We start from the raw sequence: 19,626 nt of genomic DNA, 5'->3' as shown, positions 1-19,626 counted from the left end.
GTAGACGTAGGCCGGCGTACCATTGGCCAGGCTCTCATCCCGCTCCCAGTCGGCGGCGTAATCCAAACCGATCCAATTGCCGCCCACAAAGCTTACGGCACTGCCGTCGAAGGTCGTGTTGCCGGGACGCCAGGAGGAGGGATCGGTGCTGGTATCCTCAATGGCACGGGGACGCCAGACCTCAACTGTGGCGGCGGGATCCTCCGCCTCCAGGTGGAGATACGTCTTCGCAGTACCGGCAGGCAGCTTGATCACATAGGTGTAAGCCTCCGCAAGCTGACCGTTCACGGTCTCGCCCACAGGATAGTTGCCGCCGTTCTTGTGATCCTTGGCCTGAACGATACGCAGGCCGGTGTTGCCGGAGCTGCGGACGATCTTGACCCGATCCAGCTTGGAGTGGCCGTCAGCGGTCTCCAGCCAAGCGTAGACATAGGTCTCCGCCCGGTCGGAGTTGATGGGCACAGCGCCGGTGACCATAAAGTAGTCCGGCTCGCACAGGCGGTTGCCTTCCTCATCATACAGGGTGATCAGGGTGCTGGGCGAATTGGCGGTCACTGTCACATAGCCGTAAGCGGCGCTGATGGAGATGCGGGACTTGTAAACGTCGTAGCCCTCCGTGGGCGCGCTGGGCATGTGGGCGGTGATCCAGTCATCCACCGAGGTATCGGTGCTGGGCAGAGGATCGTCCAGAACAGCCTTCTCGCCATTGGTCACGGGATCGTCCCGGACGTTGCTGACATAGATATCGGCGTCCAGATCGCTCAGGTGCTCCCGTCTGGAGATGACCAGCAGCAGTACGTTCACCTGTCCGGGCAGCTCGTCGCCTGTGTTCATGGATATTGTGCTGCTGCTGCCGATGAACAGCGGGTAGATAAAGCTGGCATTGGGATCGCCGTTGGCCTGGGCGACCGACATCAGCGGCAGGTTGCCCAGATCCAGGTACTGATCCACAGTAGCGTCGTGGATGTGCTCATCCTGTCCGGCCGCAAAGGTCTTCAGGTCGTTGTGGACGGTGGTCAGCTCCTCCTGGTCGCGCAGCTGTACCCGTACCCGGCCGACGGTGTCGATATCGGTGATATCCACACGGTACACCTGGGCTCTCGCAGACATCACTTCACTGACGGCGCCGCTGTCAGCCACGTCGTTGAGAAGGATCTTTCCGTCGCTCGTCCGCGTTCCGGCCACAATGCTCTGGCCCACAGGCACCGGGACAGTGCTGACCAGTGCGTCCTTGACCTCCTGCACGCCGGCGTTGCCGAGGGTGCTGGTCAGGATGTGTCCGTTGGGTGTAAGGTCGTTGCCGGCCAGGATGCTGAGCAGCGCGGGATCGTTCTTGTCCACGATCAGCTCGTTGTCATCGTTCACCAGCAGGTTCAAGGTCACAGCCATACCCTGGCTGCTGGCAGGCAGGATCATCCGCTCGTTGAAGAAGATGGCGTCAGCCAGCAGATTATCGTCCTTCCGCACCAGATTCAGCTGGTACTCCTTGTAGATGCTGTCGCCCTCGGTACTGTAGACCCGCACCAGATAAGTGGTCGTGACGGTGTTGGCATCCAGCGGCAGCCGCAGCACGCCTTCGTGCATGATGATCTGAACCGGCGTGCCGGTAAAGGTGTTGTTGCTGGTCTGGTAATCGTCCACCGCGTAGATGTCCTGAACGGTGCCGGCAAAGCCGCCGGCGTTCATCTTGAAGACCTTGAACAGCGCGGTGTCCGTCTGGGTGGTGAGCTTCAGGTCAGCCTCCACCGTGGTGCTGGCCAGGTTCACATCGATGGTGGTGTCATCGACCACATAGAGCTTGTAGTCATTCAGACCCGCCTGGTCGGAGAACAGCTCCACCTTTTCCAGATTCCGGTTGGTGGGCATGGCCTCCAGATAGAGGTCAAATCTACGCTGACCGGCGATTGTGCCCATGATCATCTCACTCTGCTTCCGCACGCCGCCGAACAGATGGATATTCTGACCCGGTGTGAAATCGCTGTAGAGCGAGGAGATGGTCGCCGTGGTGTAGTTGGAGATGTTGGACGTTCCGCTGTATCCGATGCCGGAGAAGGGATTCTCCGTCTGCATCTTGATCTGAAGGGTCAGCGCATCGCCGGGCACCCTGGCCGAGAAGGCCAGCGGGTAAGGTCTGCCGAAGTAATCCGTCGTACCATAATCTGCAATCGTCTTCTTCTGATCCGCAGTCATGGTGCTCTGGTCATCGTCACTCCACACGGTAACCGTAGCGTTGGGATCCAGCAGGCTGATGTCCGTGTCTCTGGGGTAGACCCAGATGGCGTAATTGTCCTTATAGGCCGCCTTGTAATCCGCATCGCTCATGGCCGCCGCCGCCGGGTTCCCCTCTTCGACCAGCTTGCCGCTGTTGTCCAGACGGCCCACGTTGTTGTTGTAATCCTTGGCGTTCCGGATGACCAGCACATAGTAGCTCATGGAGCCGTCTTCCGCTTCCACGTCGATATAGACTCTCTGCTGGGCGGTATAGCGGTCAGGCGTGTTCAGCGCCGCACCCATGTCGTCCATACCGTCGCGGACGCCGCCGAAGATCGTGTTCGTGGGCTTCGTCATCATGTAGCCGGCCTGGACATTGCTCAGCTCGGTCGTCGGCCTCCACGCCTTATCGGTGGGATTCGTCCATCCGATCTGGGCTGCATTGCCATAGATGGTGACCTTGCTGGTCTCTTCCGTCGCAATGGCACGGATCATGGTCGGAACTATGGTGGTCTGGGCCAGTTTCTTGCTGATATAGCCCTCGTAGACCGTACGCGTCAGGTCGCTGCCGTCAGCGGCCTTGAACATCTGCTCTTCGTTCGCCGTAGGCGCAATGCCGGTATTGGGCGTCAGGCTCTGCACGTCGCTCCAGCTCAGCACCTTATCCGTCCGGAAGACGAACTGGCTCTGGGCGTTGATCTGGATCTCCTTCAGCTCGCCGTTATTGGACAGGATGTGAAGCTCGAAGGAGTAATCATTGGACGCAATCTCATCCTCAGAGATGATCTTAAAGTCCAGATACCCCACGCCGTTGGCGTCAAACTCCACGGGCACCTTGATGGGATTGCCCTGGTTGTCCTCCGTCACACCGGTATAGCGCTGCGTCAGACCGTTGATGTTCAGCTCAATGGTAGCCATCCGCAGCTGCGCCAGGTTCTCCTTGGCGAAGATGTGCGCCAGGTCGACCCAGGTCTGGTTATTCGCCCTGCTGACATACTTCTGGCTGACATAGAAGCCGTAGTAGTTCTCCGCCGGAATATTGCTGTCGTGGGTCACATCCGGCGTAATGCTGGGATCATAGTGGTTGGTAGCGATGGTGGTTACCTTCTCATCCAACTCAGCGATACTGTTGATCCAGTAGAGGTTGATGACATAGCGCACCACTCGGCCGGATTCCGCCACGGCGTCTACCGTCACAGTCGTCACATCGCTGAGGTTGCTGCTGCTCACGGGAATGGCCCAATAGAGCTGGTCGTTGGCCATCTGCGTCAGCGTGCTGGCGTTGACGGTGGGCGAAGTGGAGCTGTACAGGGTGGTCGCCAAACCGCCGGAGGTGTAAGAGGCATACAGCTCGTTCACCGTGCCGATATTGATCTGCGACAGCTTCAGATAGAAGGTGGTGTAGGTGCCCATCTTCGAAGGCGCCAGGCCATAGCCGTACGTCCTCGTCTCGACACCGTTGACGACCTTCGTGCTCAGCAGGCCGGAGATGTTCTGCACCAGCTTGTTGCTCTCCCGGATCTGCTTGGCTGTCTTCAGGTCATTGTAGTTCGGTATGTTGGTGGACGTGTTCATCTCCACACTGCCAAGCGGATCCAGCTCAGCCGCGTTATCGTTTTTCCGGGTGATCACCAGGTTGTGGGTACGCCAGCCCTCCGGCGTCTTGTCGCCGTTGCTGTCATAGCCTACCTGGATCTTCACCATGGTCTTGGCGTCCGCGGCGTCGTTGATCTCCACCTGCTCATAGACATGGTTCACCCCGTCAAAGACCGTCCACTGGCCGTTGACGTCTGTCCAGACCAGGCCGGCATAGGTGCCCTTCGCCTTGCTGGGATCGGTGAGATAGAGCTGATAGTCCGCCTGCGTCACGTTGGGATCCGTAAAGTCAGCCCAGGTGGCGCCCTTGTAATCGGAGGGGAAGTTGCTGGACATCCTGATGTACTCGGCCAGCAGCATGTCGTACAGCGGCTGCTGCGCTGCGTTCATCGGCGCGTCGGGCTGCTTGAGATAGCCATAGCGCAGCACGATCTGGCCAGGCGCCGCAGCTGTGTTGCTGGGCTTCCCGCCGGCCTCTTCCGGCAGATCCTTCATGGGCTGAATGGAGACCGTCCAGGGCAGGAGCGCATTGGTGGGCGCGGTAGCCTGATAGGTCGTGGGCATCGTGCTGCCGGTCTTCACCGTCACATCGTCCAGGCCCAGATCCACCGGGATGATATCCAGGTCGTACTGCGTGGGCGCGGTACCGTTGACGTAGGCCATGGTGCTCTTGACATAGATGGGCACCGTTGTCGTACCGCCCACAGTGAGGGCCACATCGGTCTCGGTATCCACGTGAGTGCTGTAGTCGGCGTCAGCCGTGCTGTTCACGCTCACCTGGGCATGAGGCGCCAGGACGCTGTCCGTCACTGCGGTGATATCGGTCTTCGCGTTCTGGATGTTGGCCACCAGGCTCTGATCCACATAGACGATATACTTGCCGTTGGTTGCATCCCAAGTGGCGTCCACCTCATGGACTTCGCCATTGAGGGTATACTTCAGCGTGACGCGCTCCAGCTCGTCATGGGTGTCATATCCGATCAGCTGAATGTACTCACGGTTCACCAACCGGTCGCTGGTGCTGGACTCGATGCCGCGGATCAGCGCCTTGGTGTAGTCATGACCCGTCAGAGTCCCGGTCACAGTCAGGGCGTCGGAAACATTGCCGGGCAGCGGCACGTTCGTACCGTCCGCCAAGGTCGTCAGATCGGCATACAGCTTCACCTTGGTCTGCGGCTTGCCGTCGTATACGATCCTCCAGCCCGTAGTCAGCGTGGGATCCACAAAGGCCAGGTAGACCTTGACCTCCTTGCCGGAGGGCGTGACGCCATTGGTCAGGATCTCGCCCTCATCCTGCATCTCGAAGGTGTTGACCAGAATACCGTTCACTTCCACCTTCTCGCTGGTCTTCAGCACCCGGCGCACCGGGATATAACTGCTTCTGACCAGGCCGTTGACGCACACGCCCACTTCCACAATGACCTCTTCCGCGACACTCTGGCCGTCGTTGAAGCTCAGCTGGGTGGTGGCAGTATTGGTCATGGTGCTGCTAAAGTTGCTGGGGGACAGCGGCGTGCTGGAATCGTAGATCCGGATGAGGACTTTGGCATTGGCCTCTTCCGCCGTGGCCTTGATGGTGAAGTCCACCACATCCTCCGGCACATAGTTAGGTACGGCGGCGGGCTGGGCAGGCACCTGCGCCTCCGGCGTCACCGGCTTTTCATTGTGCGCGATGAGCGTGCCGTCAGACATGGTCTCATCGTAGATGAGCTGGGCCTCTTTAAGCTTGGTGTTGCCGTTGCTGCGGAAGATATCCAGGTAGGAGATCTTCTGGAGCACACTGCTGCCGGGCAGGGTGTTCTCGTTGCCCTTGACCACGATCTTCACCCGGGTCGCGCCATTGCCGGAGAGCAGCGCGGTCTTCCACACATCCGCGCCGTCGGCGGCGGACTTGCTGATCGGGGTCTCCGTGCTGCCGTTGACCAGATACATCTCCACTTCCGTGTTGACTGCATCCTCGGCCACCGCGTGGATCAGTGCGTTGAGCAGATCCTGCAGGTTCTCGTCCGGATCGGGCACGTATGCCTTGTAGTAATCGAACTGCTTGTCATCCAGGGTCAGCACGCCCTTCGTGGGCAGCACGTTCACGTATTCGCCGCCGGCGTCGCCCTTGACCTCCAGGGTCTTCAGGTTCACATCCACCTTCGTGATCCGGGCGCCGTAGAGCCTGCGCTGGGTACCGTTGGAGGACTGCACCAGGATGGCATACTTGTAAATGCCCTGGGTATCCAGAACAGTGTGGTCATGCAGCGTACGGGCGCCGCGCTCCATGGTCAGCGTCTGGAATGTGGACTCGTCGTCGGGATCGATGGGATGGGCCGCAGAATCCTCGCTCACCCAAACCTTGGCGCCGTCAGACACCGCCTTGAACACCAGGTCGCCTGTATCCACATCCAGAGGCACGTACAGCGTGAAGTGCTCACCGTCGCTCTCCGCGTAAGCGTCCTGGCTGTGGCCCGCGTAGTTCAGGGTCACCCGCTCCAGAGCCGCCTCCGCATCGTTGCGGTACAGGTAGAGGAAGTACTCCGCACTGAAGAAGATGGGATCGGCACCGGTGAAGGGCGTAGTGCTCTGGCTGGCCACGATACGGATCTTCTGCGGATCGCCGGCGCTGGCGGGATACATGCCCACCGACCACAGGTCTGCCGGGCTCACGGGCACAGGCGTGCCGTTGACCCAAACCTGCAGGGAGCCATTGTTGTCGTTCATCTGCACCTGGGCCTGGAACTGCATGGCGGGATCATAGGTGGTGCCGCCGATGGTATTGTTTCCGCTGCTGTCCACGTAGTACCGAACCTTCTGGCCGTCGATGGTATTATAGGACAGGTTGAAGGTCTTGGCCTGGATAGTCTTCTCTTCGGCCCGCACATACTTCAGCGACAGATCCACATTCTCCACATTGGCTGTGTAGGGCTGGGTCGTGCTGCCGTCCGTAGAGGTGACGCTGATCGCGAAGCTCATGGGGCTGCCGCCGGGCGTCTGGAGTGCGGTCACATTCACCGGCGCGGTAGCGGAACCTGTACCGGTCACGCCGTTCACAGTCACCGTGGCCATGGGATGCTCGGACCAGGCGGTGATCTCCGCGCTGAGCGCCGTGGAGGGCAGCGCGCCGTAGTACATGCCGTCAGCGCTGTTGTACTGCAGCTGCGTCGTCAGCTCCTCATCCAGGTCGGTCGTGTACTTCAGCTCCACCTTCAGCAGGTTGGCGTTGGCGTCCTGCTGATAGATCCGCAGGTAGGCCGTATTCTCGGTAGCGCCGGGATAAGAGGCGTAGACGATCTGGATCTCGGAATAGGTCACCGGCGTGGTGGCCGTGTAGGGCTGCAGTGCGTAGGCGGGATCAGTCCACAGGCTGTTGGCGCCCTCGGTCAGGGTTCCACCGGTGGGGCCGGCCTTCAGTTCAGCCTGGGTGCTGACAGTCTTGATGTACACATCCGCCACGGTGGGATGCAGGGTGCTGGCCATGGCCTCATAGAGATCCACGGTCTGGCCATAGATCTCGGCCTGGCGGACAGTGGCCTCCTGGCCGTCCACCTTTACGGTCTCCAGGCCGTCGCTGACCTGGTAAATGGTGACCGTATACTTGCCCACGGTCTTATCCACCGCCCACACGGTCATGTCAAAGTCGGTCTGGCTGCCGTTGAGCGGGGCGTTCTCCACCGTGTACTCTTTGCGGACAGCCTGGGTCATACCGGTCATGCTCTCCGGGCCAAGGAGCAGGTAGGACAGATCGCTGGGGCCGATCATCTCCACATCCGCCTTGGTAGCGTAGATGGGCAGGTATGCCTCATATCGGGTCCCGTTGAGCACCGCGGGTACAGACTGATAGACGCCCTGGTCATCGTAGTAGTGGATGATGACCTCCTGGGGCCTGGTCTCGCTGCTGGTACGGTAGACGCGCACATAGTGGTTCTTATAGACCCGCGTGCCGGGCGCCGCATCGGAGCCTACCCGCACCTGGAACTGCGTGCGCTCACCCTCAGCCAGCTTCTGGCTGAGCTTATAGAATTGGTTGCCGTCGGCAGGCGTGGGATCCACTGCTGTGCCGTTGATGTCGCTCACTGTCAGGAAGGCGTCGGGAATCACGGTACCGCCGCTGGCAGTGGTGTTCTGGTTGTGGGTCTCCAGCTCCAGAGACACGTTCTCCTTCGTGGCCGGGCTGACCACAGCGTAGTAGACTACGCTGTTCACTCCGTCGATGGTCTCGGTGTAGAAGTTGGGCATGATATCCACATTATCCACCTTCACCACACCCAGCTCCAGGTCAATGAAGTGGACGGTCAAGGTATAGGTCTTCGCCGCCGCGCTGGCCTTGGAGGGCTGCACCGTGATGGTATACATGATACCGTCGGTTAGCGCCGTCTCCGTGTAGGTCACACTGCCCTTGTCGGGGCCGGCTGCGCCGTTGGGCCCGGTCAGGCTTACCTGCGCCAACATCTTCTGCGCCACGGCGGTCACGTCCACATTCGTCAGCGTGGCGCTGACATTATCGGTGGACAGATAGGCCACGTAATTGTTGGAGCCCGGCGCAACCTGGTGGGCGTCCGTGCGCAGCTTCTCGCCGTTGGCCAGGGTCTGGGTCAGATAGAGCTCCTTCAGCTCGGCATTGCTGCTCTCCTGATAGATCTCCAGCCAGGAGGTGGTGAAGTCATTGGCCTCAGCCTCCTCGCCCCGGATCTTGATCTGGATCCGCACGACCTCATCCGTCATGCTGATGTTATCCATCTGCCAGGCAGCGCTGTTCGCCACCGTGGGATTGGCCGCGGTGTTGATGCCGGCGGAGAGCATCGCATAGGTATCCGTGGCCTCCAGACGCACCACCTTCAGGGCGGTGTCGCTCTCATCCACCGTGACCGTGTAGACCATCTCACCCTTATCATTGGCATAGGGCGCCGGGATCATGTCGGCCAGCTGCTGGCCGAGAATATTGTTGTCCCAGGTCTGGTTGGCCGAGTTGGTATTCACCGTGATCATCCGCAGCGTGGCATCGTTGTTGGAGCGGATGAGCTTCAGGGTGTATTCCATGGTGTAGGCGTTGCCGGTGGCGTCCAGCACATTGTCCCCATTGCTGTCATACTCGTACTGGGTGCGTACGAACACGGGCACATAGATCTCCTTGAAGGGATACATGGTACCGTTGGCGGTGTTGAGCACCTGATCCAGCGCGTTCAGATCCAGGCGGAACTCGCCCATGCCGGCGCCGGTGCTCAGCGCCACAATGCTGTTGGCTCCGGGCACGGCGAGGTTGGCAAACATGGGCCAGCCCTCTTCCACCTTATTGCTGTAGTCCTTGGCTGTCACCTTGAAGTCCACATACCGGTCGGCGGGATCCAAAACCACCTCGTACACCCGGTCGTCGGTATCCTTGGGCGTCACAGCGACGTAGGGCAGTGCGCTCAGCGCGGTGTTGGTGGAATCCTTCCGAACCTCAAAGCTCTCCACACCCACGGCGAAGTTATCAGCCCGGAGGGTAAGTCCATACTTCTTTGTGGTCGAACCGTTGGCCGCGGTCACTTCGATCACGTACCGGTTGACCTTGCCCGCCGTCACGGGGATCTGGTTGTTCCACAGGGTCGCGCCGCCGGTGGCGATCTCGTTGACGCCGTTCTCATCGTAGACCCGGACAGTCGCGCCGTCCCTGGCCCGGATGATGAGCTGCGCAGAGCCGTTGGTCACATCCATCGTCGCGTTGTAGATGCCGTTGACTGCCGTCAGCTCTCTGTCGCCAAGGTACACAGACCCAAGCTCAGTCGCGCTCAGCGCCTGAACCAGTGCAAGTGTATAGTTGCGTACCGTGCCATCCAGCGCCGTCACCGTGAAGGATACGTTCGCGCCGGCGCCGTTCAGGGCCACATTCAGATCCAGGCCGCCCTGGCCGGTGGCGGTGCCGCTGGTCAGTGTCGCCAGCGGATCGGCCGCTGTGATGGTCACATGCGCAGTGGTCATATCCTGCGGCACGGTAACCGTGTAATCATCCCAGCCGGGATTGATGGTCAACTCGTTGCGCGTGCTCAGGCCCTCGTTCACCACGATCTTGGACAGACCGGTGATGTTGTTCTCCTTGGCCGTGATCAGGTCATACTCCATCGCCTTTCCAGCGTGGATCACAACCAGCTTGTAGTTGTCTCTGTCGGCCGTCGGCACGTTCAGGTTCCAGAGATACCACTTCTGGGTGGCGCTGCTCTGCGGGTAGCCCAACTCAGGCTGCACCTGCACGCTGCCGGTCGCGCCCTGCTTCACCAGCACCAGCTCATCAGCGGGATCGGCTGTATAGGCATGCAGCTCCATTCCACTGATTGTGGCGGGCATGGTCAGCACATAGCGGCCATGGCTGTCCTTGGGCACCTGAGTGGTGTTCGCGCTGGTGTCGCCCATCTCTCTGCTGCCCAGATAGTTGAGGTTGTACGCCGGGCCCATCCGGGTGATGACCAGGCTGGTATTGATGGCGTCTTCCTCTCTGTAGGGATAGGTGTAGATCTTCAGCGGCACCACGCAGTTGGGCTGGAGCACCGTTACTTCCACCGTAGCGGTGTGGAAGGTCGGGGTGCTGCCGTTGACGCTCACCTTGGCAAACTGGCTGTTGGCCGTGGCGGTGACCGTTACCTTTTCCGCGTCGTTCGGCGCCACGTAGCTGTAGCCTGTCGTGGTCTGCGTGGGCTCCGTGCCGTCCACCATCAGCGTCTTGAGCGGCTGGGTCACACGGATGATGTACAGGATGCCGTTGGCAGGTACGCCGCCGCCGGCAGCCGTCACCGTATAGTTCACCTGGTTCACATCCAGGGTCAGAGGCACCTGGACTGTCAGCTCACCGGTGCCGGTACCCAGCGCGGTCAGCTCGGGCACCTGGGTGGGCACGCCGTTGATTATGTCGGTGACCATGACCTGTTTTTCAGCCGTGATGACCTGCTGGGCATTGACGCCGTTGAAGGTCACGCTGACCGCAGTGGTCTTGTCGGGCACACGGGCCATGTACACCGTGCTGCCGTCGGGCAGCGTCACCTCGCCGGCCGCCACCTGGAAGGTATTGGTGCTGCTCTGCAGGGCGTTCTCCATGGTGATGGCGGACAGCTCCGTGCTGTTCTGTTCCACGTAATCCAGCACGATGCTGTAGGTCTGCTTGGCCGAGCCGTCTGCGGACTCCACCGTGGCCTCGTAAGTGGTCACACCGGTGGTCTTGATGGGCAGGCCCTCAAACACACCGCCGCCGGTCTTGACGCCCACGACCTTACCGCTGTCATCCTTCAGGGTCACCTTGGCCAGGCCGTTGTAAGGCACCACGGTCAGGCTGGCGTTCTCCTTGGTGTCCACCACGCCGTAATAGCTGCCGTTGCCCTGGGTCTCCAGCCGCTGGCCGTTCAGGAACACGCCGTTGACGCTGAGCGGGTTGATGTAGTTGCCGCCCAACTCCACGCCATAGGCCGTATCGCCCAGCGCCGCGCTGGTCTCATCCTTATAGATCCGCACGCTGTAAGCCTGCTGCCGCTCTCCAGAGGAGGCAACCGCCGCGAAATGGCTCACGATGGGCCGATCCGTGTCGTTCATGATCATGTTGTACGGATCCACCCGGTACCGCAGCTGCTCGCCAACCACAGGGCTCACACCGTTCAGGTTGCTGCTCGGCACCAAGTTGGTGCTGTCCAGGTGATAGAGCTCGGTATAGGGATTGATCGCCGTGACGCCCACCTTGACATTGCGCGCGTTCTCAGGCACAGAGACCTCATAGACCGTCGGATTCTCCGGACGCGGCGTGGCCTCTCTGATGACGTCCTTCTCACCGTCCAGATCATAGATGGCAATGATCCGGCCGATCCCCACATCGTGGGTAGCACGGTAGAATACCGCGCTGTACTGGTGCTTGGCGTTGGGCGTGTGGTCGTCGTCCTTGTAGAAGGCCACATCCTTGACCAGGAAGCTCGCCGTCTCATTGGCGCCGGCGCTGACCGACAGGGCATAGGGGGCGACTTGGTGATGCTGCACCGGGCTGCTCAGCTTGATGCCCTTGAACTCCTCGATATAGGCCTGACCGGGCGCGTTCACCGTCTCGATATCCAGCGTAAAGCTGTTCTCGCGGGCAATGAAGTTGGCCGTGTCGTTGTCTCTGGTCAGGCTGCTCACCCGGTCGGTCTGGGTGCTGTCGGTGACCTCCACGTAGTTCACGTCCACGCTGGCATCTCTGCGGTACACCGTCAGCAGGTGGGTCTCGGTGGCGCCGTTCTTCTGGCTCTGAGGCTCGATCTCCACCAGGTAATACTTCGGCGTGCTGCCGGCCGGAATGCCGCCCAGTACCATGGCGTCGCCATAGGTATAGGCGCTTCCGTCGGGCGCAGTCCAGCCGCTGAGGACGGTACCGCTGCCCTTACCGCCGGTGATGCTGTTCAGCTCCTCCACATAGATCACCTTGGCGTACGGATCGGTGGGCTTGATGCGGAAGGTGGCGTTGCTGGTCTCCGGCGCCCAGCCCAGGTAAGAGCCGGTGGCGCTGTCGAAGAATACGCCGGTGGTGTCTTCCTTATCGCTGGCGAGCACATTGTAATGGTTGGTGGTGTCCTCCGCGATGGTAAAGCCCGCGGTGGCGTCGTCGGACTTATCCATGATCTTCAGCGTGTACTGCCGCGTCACCAGACCGCTCTGCGAGCGGACTTCGATGACGTACTCGCCCCGGGCCAGACCAGGCGCCGGCGTGGTCAGATCCATGCCGCCGGTGGTGGTCCAGGCGCTCCAGGCGGGATCGTCCGCCACAGTGGGATCGCCCGCGGTCTTGTCCATGTACCGCAGATAGGCGCCGGTACAAGGTGTGATGATCGCCTGGGCATACTGGTCGCCAATGGGGGCTCTGTACTCGTCGATGTAGAGCACGAAGATATCCTGGTTCTCGCCCTCCACCTTAGCCTGGTACCAGTCGTCTGTGGGCTGCTTGCTGTTGTTTACCACCTTGATGACCGTGGCCTCATCGCTCTGACGTTCAAAGTTGATGGTATAGCCGTTGCCCATGGGCGTGCTGTAAATGGTGCCGTCCTGCGCTCTCACATGCGCATACACCGTACCCGCGGGATTGACCACCGGATCCACCACCGGGACGTTCGCCGTATCCGAAGAGCCATAGCTCTTGGTATCCCAGAAGGCAGTCGGGTAGCCGGGTGTCAGGGGATAGTAGGTGCCGTCCACATCCACGTAGGACTTGGCGTAAATGTTGGTGGGCTTTACTTCCACCTTCACCTGCTGTGTATCCATGGCGATGGGCACCACCAGCGGATCGCTGGTGCTGTTCACCGTGTAGGTGGCGGTGCGCACCTCTTCCGTACCGCTGAGCCAGGTGCTGTAGGTCACCGTGACCTCCGCGGAGGTGTCCGCGCTCATAGGCTCGATGTGCAGCAGATAATCCCGGTGCAGGTCGGTCATACCCGGCTGGCTGGAGTTGACACGGATGACGAAGTAGTCGCTGACGGCGGTCAGGCCATTGTTCAGAACAATGTCCATGTTGTTCACCGTCAGGGAGCTGATCGTGCTCTGGGCCACAAGGCTGCCGATCGTTCCATTGACGTCGCTCTCGTAGATCGTAATGTAGCTCTGGGTAGACTTGGACTTGAAGTAGACCTGCTTGGCCACGGTATTGCTCTGATAGTCGAAGACATGGAAGGTGCTGCCCTCCAGAGTCACATCCCTGGCCCACAGGTTCTCGCCGTTTCTCATATAGAGGAAGGTGTCGGCGCCCAGGTTGGTGTCAGCAGGCGTGAGCCACAGCTTATAGTCCTTTGTGTAGGTCGCGTACTCTGCGGCCAAATCCGCAGCATACTGCGCAGGCGTCATATTGTTCTCTGCTGTGCCCACCTTATTCCGGCGCATCTCCATCTCCTTGACCCGGCGCTCGCCGAAGGGCGAGTTCACGCTCAGATCCATGGTGTAGCTGGTCGGGCCGTTGGTGGGATAGTTTTGGCTCTGCTGTACCATCTTGTCATTGAAGCGCACATTGCCCGCGCTGTCGCTGACCCGGTACTCATACGTCGCCGGCTGATCCACCTGGATCGCACCGCCGGGGGCGGTGATCTGGATGTTCACGTCGGGGATGTAGTAAGCCGCGCCTGTGTCAGGAATGAATACATGGTAAGCGTCTGTCAATGTCGTTCCATTGGAAACGTCGGTAGCAAAGGTAGTGGTGCTGTTCTCGTCGGGGCTGTTCGGGTTGGCCGTCACCTTCTGAATGGTGTTGTCCACCGACAGATAGATCAGCTTCAGATTGATCTGCTCATAGTCAGTCTCGCTGGTGAACAGCCGGATGGAAACCACCGAGTACTCGGTGCCGTCGGTATCCGTAAGCCTCTTCACATTGACCGCATACCGCTCCCGCTCGCCGGTGCTGGCATCGATCTGATACCGGGCGGGATTGCTCTCCGGCGTGCCCGGAGCGCTGGTGAAGGGATCGTCGTCGATCAGGATGTGCGCCACGGCGGGGGTCTTGGGCCGGGCCGTAATGCTGCTCAGGTACGGCATGATATCGCTGCCTATCGTATTGACGGTGATATCGCTGGGCAGGTAGGCCTCGTACCAGTAGATGTTGTCCTCCGTCTTGGTATAGAACGCCTCGCTGGTCAGCGGCACCTGGGTCGCGCCATGGGTATAATTCACCGTGATGGTGTCGATGGAGGCGTTGTCCGTGCTCCAGCACACCTGAACGATATAGAGGGTGCTCTTCTGGCCGTCCTCAGAGCGCACATAGACAGGATAGTACAGACCATCGCCATACAGCGCCGCTTTCAGGGTCTCGTCGATGTTATACGTCCGATCCTGCTTATGGACTGCCCAGTCGCTGGCGTTGACGCTGCTGATCGAGCCATGGAGCTGGGTCACGATCGTCGCGCTGGGAACATAGCCCACCGGGCCCACGTAGACCTGGGCATACTCGTCCGAGGTAACGCCGCGGATGGTGAACTGGGTGGTGCCCTGCGCCAGCTCCTTCAGATAGTATTTCACTGTGGTGTCGGTGCAGCCGTTGCTGCTTACCGTGTTGGTGCTCTTCACACCCAACGCCGCCGCGGTATCCACGTTGGGATCGGCGTAGATCTCCACATCCGTGCTTCCGCCCGGACGGACGAAGTGCACCTTGTAGACCTTCACGTTGCCGCTTTCATCCTGCGTCTGGATATAGGCCTCCAGCAGGTAATCATTGCCGGGTGCGGGTGCGGCAGGCAGCTGGATCTGGGGATAGGTATAATCGTTGGTACCGCTGCCCAGATAGCTGATGCCGGTCAGGCTGATGGACACCTTCGTGCTGGTCATCTCCGCCACAGCGTGGAGATCCACAGTATTGACGCCATTTTTCACCGCGATCCGGTAGTAATCAAAGACCTCCTGGCCGTTCTCCATCTTGTTCACGATGTTGGAGGGGTAAATATCTGTGGCCTGCAGGCTGTTGATGCCTTCCACCAGCTTCAGCGCGCCGTTCCGGTCAGCATAGGTGTAGACCAGATCGTACTGCTTGCTGATGGAGAAGCCGCCTATATCCTCCGCCCAAGTGGTCAGCGTCAGCCTGGTATAGCCGGCCTCCTCTGCCGTCAGGGTCACATTGGGAATCGTGACCTTGTAGCGGGTCTCGGACTGTCCGGTGACGAGATCGGTCTCGACCACGGCCACCGGCGAGTAGTAATCCACACCGTTCAGGGTGACCTTGGTGAAGGGATCGTTTACATACACCACGGCATCCAGTTTCCCGTCCGTGGGCCGATTGATGCGCACGGTGTAGGTGTCCCGCGCGGCGGTCTCCACATTGCCGCCCAGATCCAGCGGGCTGCCGGCGGTAGTGAACAGGTAATCCAGGTTGGCGGTGGTTTGGTGCACCTTGACGCCGGAGCCGGCGCTTGCCGCAATGATATCGGCGTTCAGCACCACGATCACCAGCGGGTTCACTTCCCAGTTGGCCAGGTTGGCAGAGCCGTTGACGATGTAATACCATGCCTTGTTGCCGTCGGTGTTCAGAGGCACATCCAACGTTCCGCTGGTGCCGGGCCAGCTCAGGCTTCCGGGTACGCCGCCTGTTCCGGGCAGAGCCGCGTTGGCGTCCGCCTCGGAGAAGTAGATGCCCTGGATCAGGCCGTTGGCCTGGTTCATCGTGACAATGATCTCATCGGCCGCGGCGCCCGTCTGGCTCAGCGCGGTGGCAGTGGCGGTCACATAATAGTAGCCGTTGGTCTCGTCGTACCGGGCTGTCGCCTTGGTGGCGGTGTTGCCAGGCTCTGCGGAGTCGCTGTAGACCTGGCCAAACTCCACTTCCACCGTCTTCAGGCTGGGATCGGCCTCCGCCTTGTAGATGCGGATGGTCTTGTTCTCAATGAGGCCGGCGCTGTTGCGAACCTGGAAGGGCACATCCACATAGTCCGCACCGTTAAAGTAGTAGTTCGCCGGGGTAGCGCTGGTATCCGCGCTCTGGTTGCCATCCCGGATGGTCAGTACCTGCTCCACCTTAGCGGCCCAGCTGCTCCAGGTTCCGTAGGTACCGTTGCTCAGCCGCACGCTGCTGCCCGGCTCAGAGGTGAACAGGGTGACCTTGATCTCCTCATTACCGGCGGGCACATCCTTCAGGCTGCCCTCGTAGCGCTTGCCGTCCGGCCGGGTCAACTCGGGCAGGCCGGTCGCCGGCTCGTCATCCAGCGCCACAAAGAGGCTGGTGGGCACGATGTGGATGAGATAGAGCTGATCCACATACTTGGTCTTATCCGGCGTGACATAGATCCGCACGTTGAGCTGGGCAGTCCAGTCGTCCGCCAGGATCAGGCTGTAGTTGACCTGGCTGGCGGTGCTCACCGTCTCCAGCGTAGTGCTGGTGTTGGAGCCGCCGGGCAGGAACTGGAGGTTGGTGATGTCCTTGATCCGGGCATCGGCCTTCAGCAGGCTGATGATGTTGCCCGCCCGGGTCAGCTCATCTGCCGGGATGGGCAGGGCGTACTCATAGTTCCCCAGGCTGGTGGCTCCATAGGTCTTGCCGTTGACCTGGGCACTGACCGCGCTCAGGGACAGCGCATAGTCTCTGCGCAGCAGTTTCACCTGTCCGCTGGTCGAGGTGTTGTGGATCGGCTCCGTGATGGTATAGCTCACGTTCTGCTCCTGCGTGTTGGCGGGTACATCCACGGTCTGCACCTCGTGCTCCGCCGGATGCAGCTCCATGAGCAGATCATTCACCGTAGCCTGCGCCGCCATCATCGCGGCCTGCGCGTTGTCCATGTTGGTCTTCAGCGTTCCGGTGGCCGGCGATCCGGCGCCATACCAGAGGTTATAGGCCAGATCGTAATCGCGCTTGGCGCTTTCGTAGACAAGCTCAGCCGCATCCACTCGGGCACGGTGCAGGGCATTGGCCTGCTGACCGCCGATGGTCATGGTCGCAACGCCGGAGTTCGCCTGCAGGTACACGTTGACCTCGGTGACCATCTCGCTGCCGTCCTGCGCCTGAGACCGGTCGGTCATGGCGTCGTTCTCAATGATGGCGTAGTAGTAGCTGGGCTGGGTGCTGGCGCTGGCAGTGGGCCCGGGCATCAGGATGCTCACATCCTTAACGTTGTAGACCGTGTCAGCAATGTTCTGTCCCAGACCGGGGGTCTGATAGGTCTGCGGCATGTTGTGATCCGGGCCGGTTCCCTCGTTGCCGGCGTAGCCGCTGCCCAGGGTCGTATCCCTGGACTCCCGGGCCAGCACCAGCTTGGCCCACGCTTCGTAAGCGTAGTCCGCCAGGTTCTGGGTGTTGGTAAAGCGGATATACAGGTTCTCCAGCTGATTGACCGGCACATTATAGAAGGCATAGTAGTCGGTGTTCACCAGCGGCGTCGGGACAAAGTTGCCCGCGGAGTCCATAATGGTCACCATAGCCCCTGCCGGCGGATTGAGCTCGTACTGCGGCGCCGTACCGCGCAGCGGGCCATAGACCGTGGCGCTTACGCCGGTGGTGCCCGCGTTGGCCACCAGGTCGATGTAGTTTCCGCTGGCATCCGTACCCCAGAGGCTTACATCGTCGGTGTTAACGGCCATAACGATACGCACCGTCACCCGGTCAGGTGTGCCGGGGATGGGCTCTACGAAGACCACATAGCCGTTGGCCAGCTTAGCGGAGGACTGTCCCGCCGGCATCGGCGCGGCGGCGTTGGCAGCCGTGGCCAGAGCCGCGGGCACGTTGCCCAACTCGAACTGGCCGTTACGGAACTGAACCTCGCCCGCGCCCAGGAAGCCGCGATCCAACAGGGCGTCCATGCCGTGGGGGAAGACCGCCAGGTTGGGGCTGACAGTGGGATCCTTGGCCCGATCCACGTTATCCTCCACCAGCACGCCGGCACGGACGGTATCACGGCTGGTGACCACTACGCCGGTGTCGATGGTGTAGCCGGAGGCCACGTCGATCAACTGCAGCCGGCCGGAACCGATCTTGTTGGCCTGCAGCGTGTACATATTGGGATTACTGCTGGTCGAGGAGTGGCCGATGATCTTCGCGATGACGTCGGGGGTGGCGTCGGGGATCTCCACCTCGTTCTCATCCCGCTGTTTCACCACGATCCACTTCACCTCGTCATTGGAGACGGGATGATATTCGTCGTTGGCGATATAGAACTTGTCGATCCGGCCCTCCACATCCATCTTGGCCGTAACGGGCATGACGATGTTGCCGGGCTTGATGTAGGCGTCCTTGCCCCGAACCCACTGCGGCAGGTATGTGCTCTCAGGCTTGGCGCCCTCGGCGTTCACGTTGCTGCCGTTGCCTACCTGGCCGATGCCGTTGTTGCCGAAGGCATAGAGCGGGCCATAGTAGATGGTCTTGGGCGGGTTCGCGTTGGTGTCCACATAGGAGCGCGCCAGGCCCATAACGGTATGGCTGCCGCCCGCCGCCACCAGAGTGCCCAGATAAGGCTCATCGGTGTCGTCGTCAGGATCGTCTGTTCCCTTGGTGTCGTGATAGGTCAGCAGCTTCGGCTCGCGCACATAGACGCCCACGTCGATGCTCTCGCCGTCCTTCTGCAGACCCAGGCGGCCCTGCTGGCTCTCGCCCCAGACATACATAGTCTGGTCGGCGGTCAGAACGATGTTGTGCACGGAGCCGGCGGACACTGCCACCACATATTCACCCATGCCGTCATCGCCGGGATCGCCCACGACCACGGGCCATGCGCCCTCCTGCTGCTGGCTGACGGAGCCATTGCCCAGCTGGCCGTACATATTACCGCCCCAGGAGATGATGTGGCCGTCATTGAGCAGCGCCAGGCTGTGGTTCATGCCGTCGTAGACCTTCAGGATCTGCTTTCCGGCCAGAACGTTGTCGGTGTGATCCAGATCCGCATCCTGGTCGATACTGCCGCCGCAGCTGGGACAAACCGCCTCTATGGTGCCCATAGCGGAATTGCCCTGGAAGGTCAGATCGATCTCCCGGTGGATGTCACCGCAGCTGGGACACTTATAGTAGTTGCAGTCGGTGTTGATCTTGGCCAGGATGGGCTTGTAGTAATACTGCTGGCCGCTGGTGCTGTGGATCTGGCCATACTGGTTGTCGCCCCAGGCCCACAGGGTGCCGTCATACCGCACCGCGTGCACCGTATCGCTTCTGGAGCCCTCAGACAGGTCGATGACCTTGCTCATGCCCTTGACCCGCTCCGGCGTCATGTGCCTGTTGACGTCCTGGACGCCCAGACCCAGCTGACCGTAATGGTTGTGACCGAAGGTGTAGACCTGGCCGTCCTCAGTCAGGACAGCAGTGTGCTGGTTGCCCGCGACTACCTTAGCCGGCTTCGCCACCTTCTCGGTGCTGAGGATGACCTCAGTGGGCACATCCACCCATTCGCCGGCCAGCTCGCC

The 19,626-nt window shown here is 60.7% G+C and carries 1 protein-coding gene (only partly in view); it reads right to left on the bottom strand.

The whole window is internal to an RCC1 domain-containing protein gene (locus NFR87_RS01990; protein ID WP_251445600.1) on the bottom strand: the coding sequence, 70,575 nt in all, runs 11,808 nt past the left edge and 39,141 nt past the right edge, and what appears here is coding positions 39,142–58,767, spanning codon 13,048 (complete) through codon 19,589 (complete); reading right to left, the first codon wholly in view occupies nucleotides 19,624–19,626. The start codon and the stop codon both lie outside this window.

Source organism: Vermiculatibacterium agrestimuris, assembly GCF_943193085.1.
Taxonomy (GTDB): domain Bacteria; phylum Bacillota; class Clostridia; order Oscillospirales; family Oscillospiraceae; genus Vermiculatibacterium; species Vermiculatibacterium agrestimuris.
The sequence above is the reverse complement of the archived record's forward strand: the minus strand, read 5'-3'. Positions and strand labels throughout refer to the sequence as shown.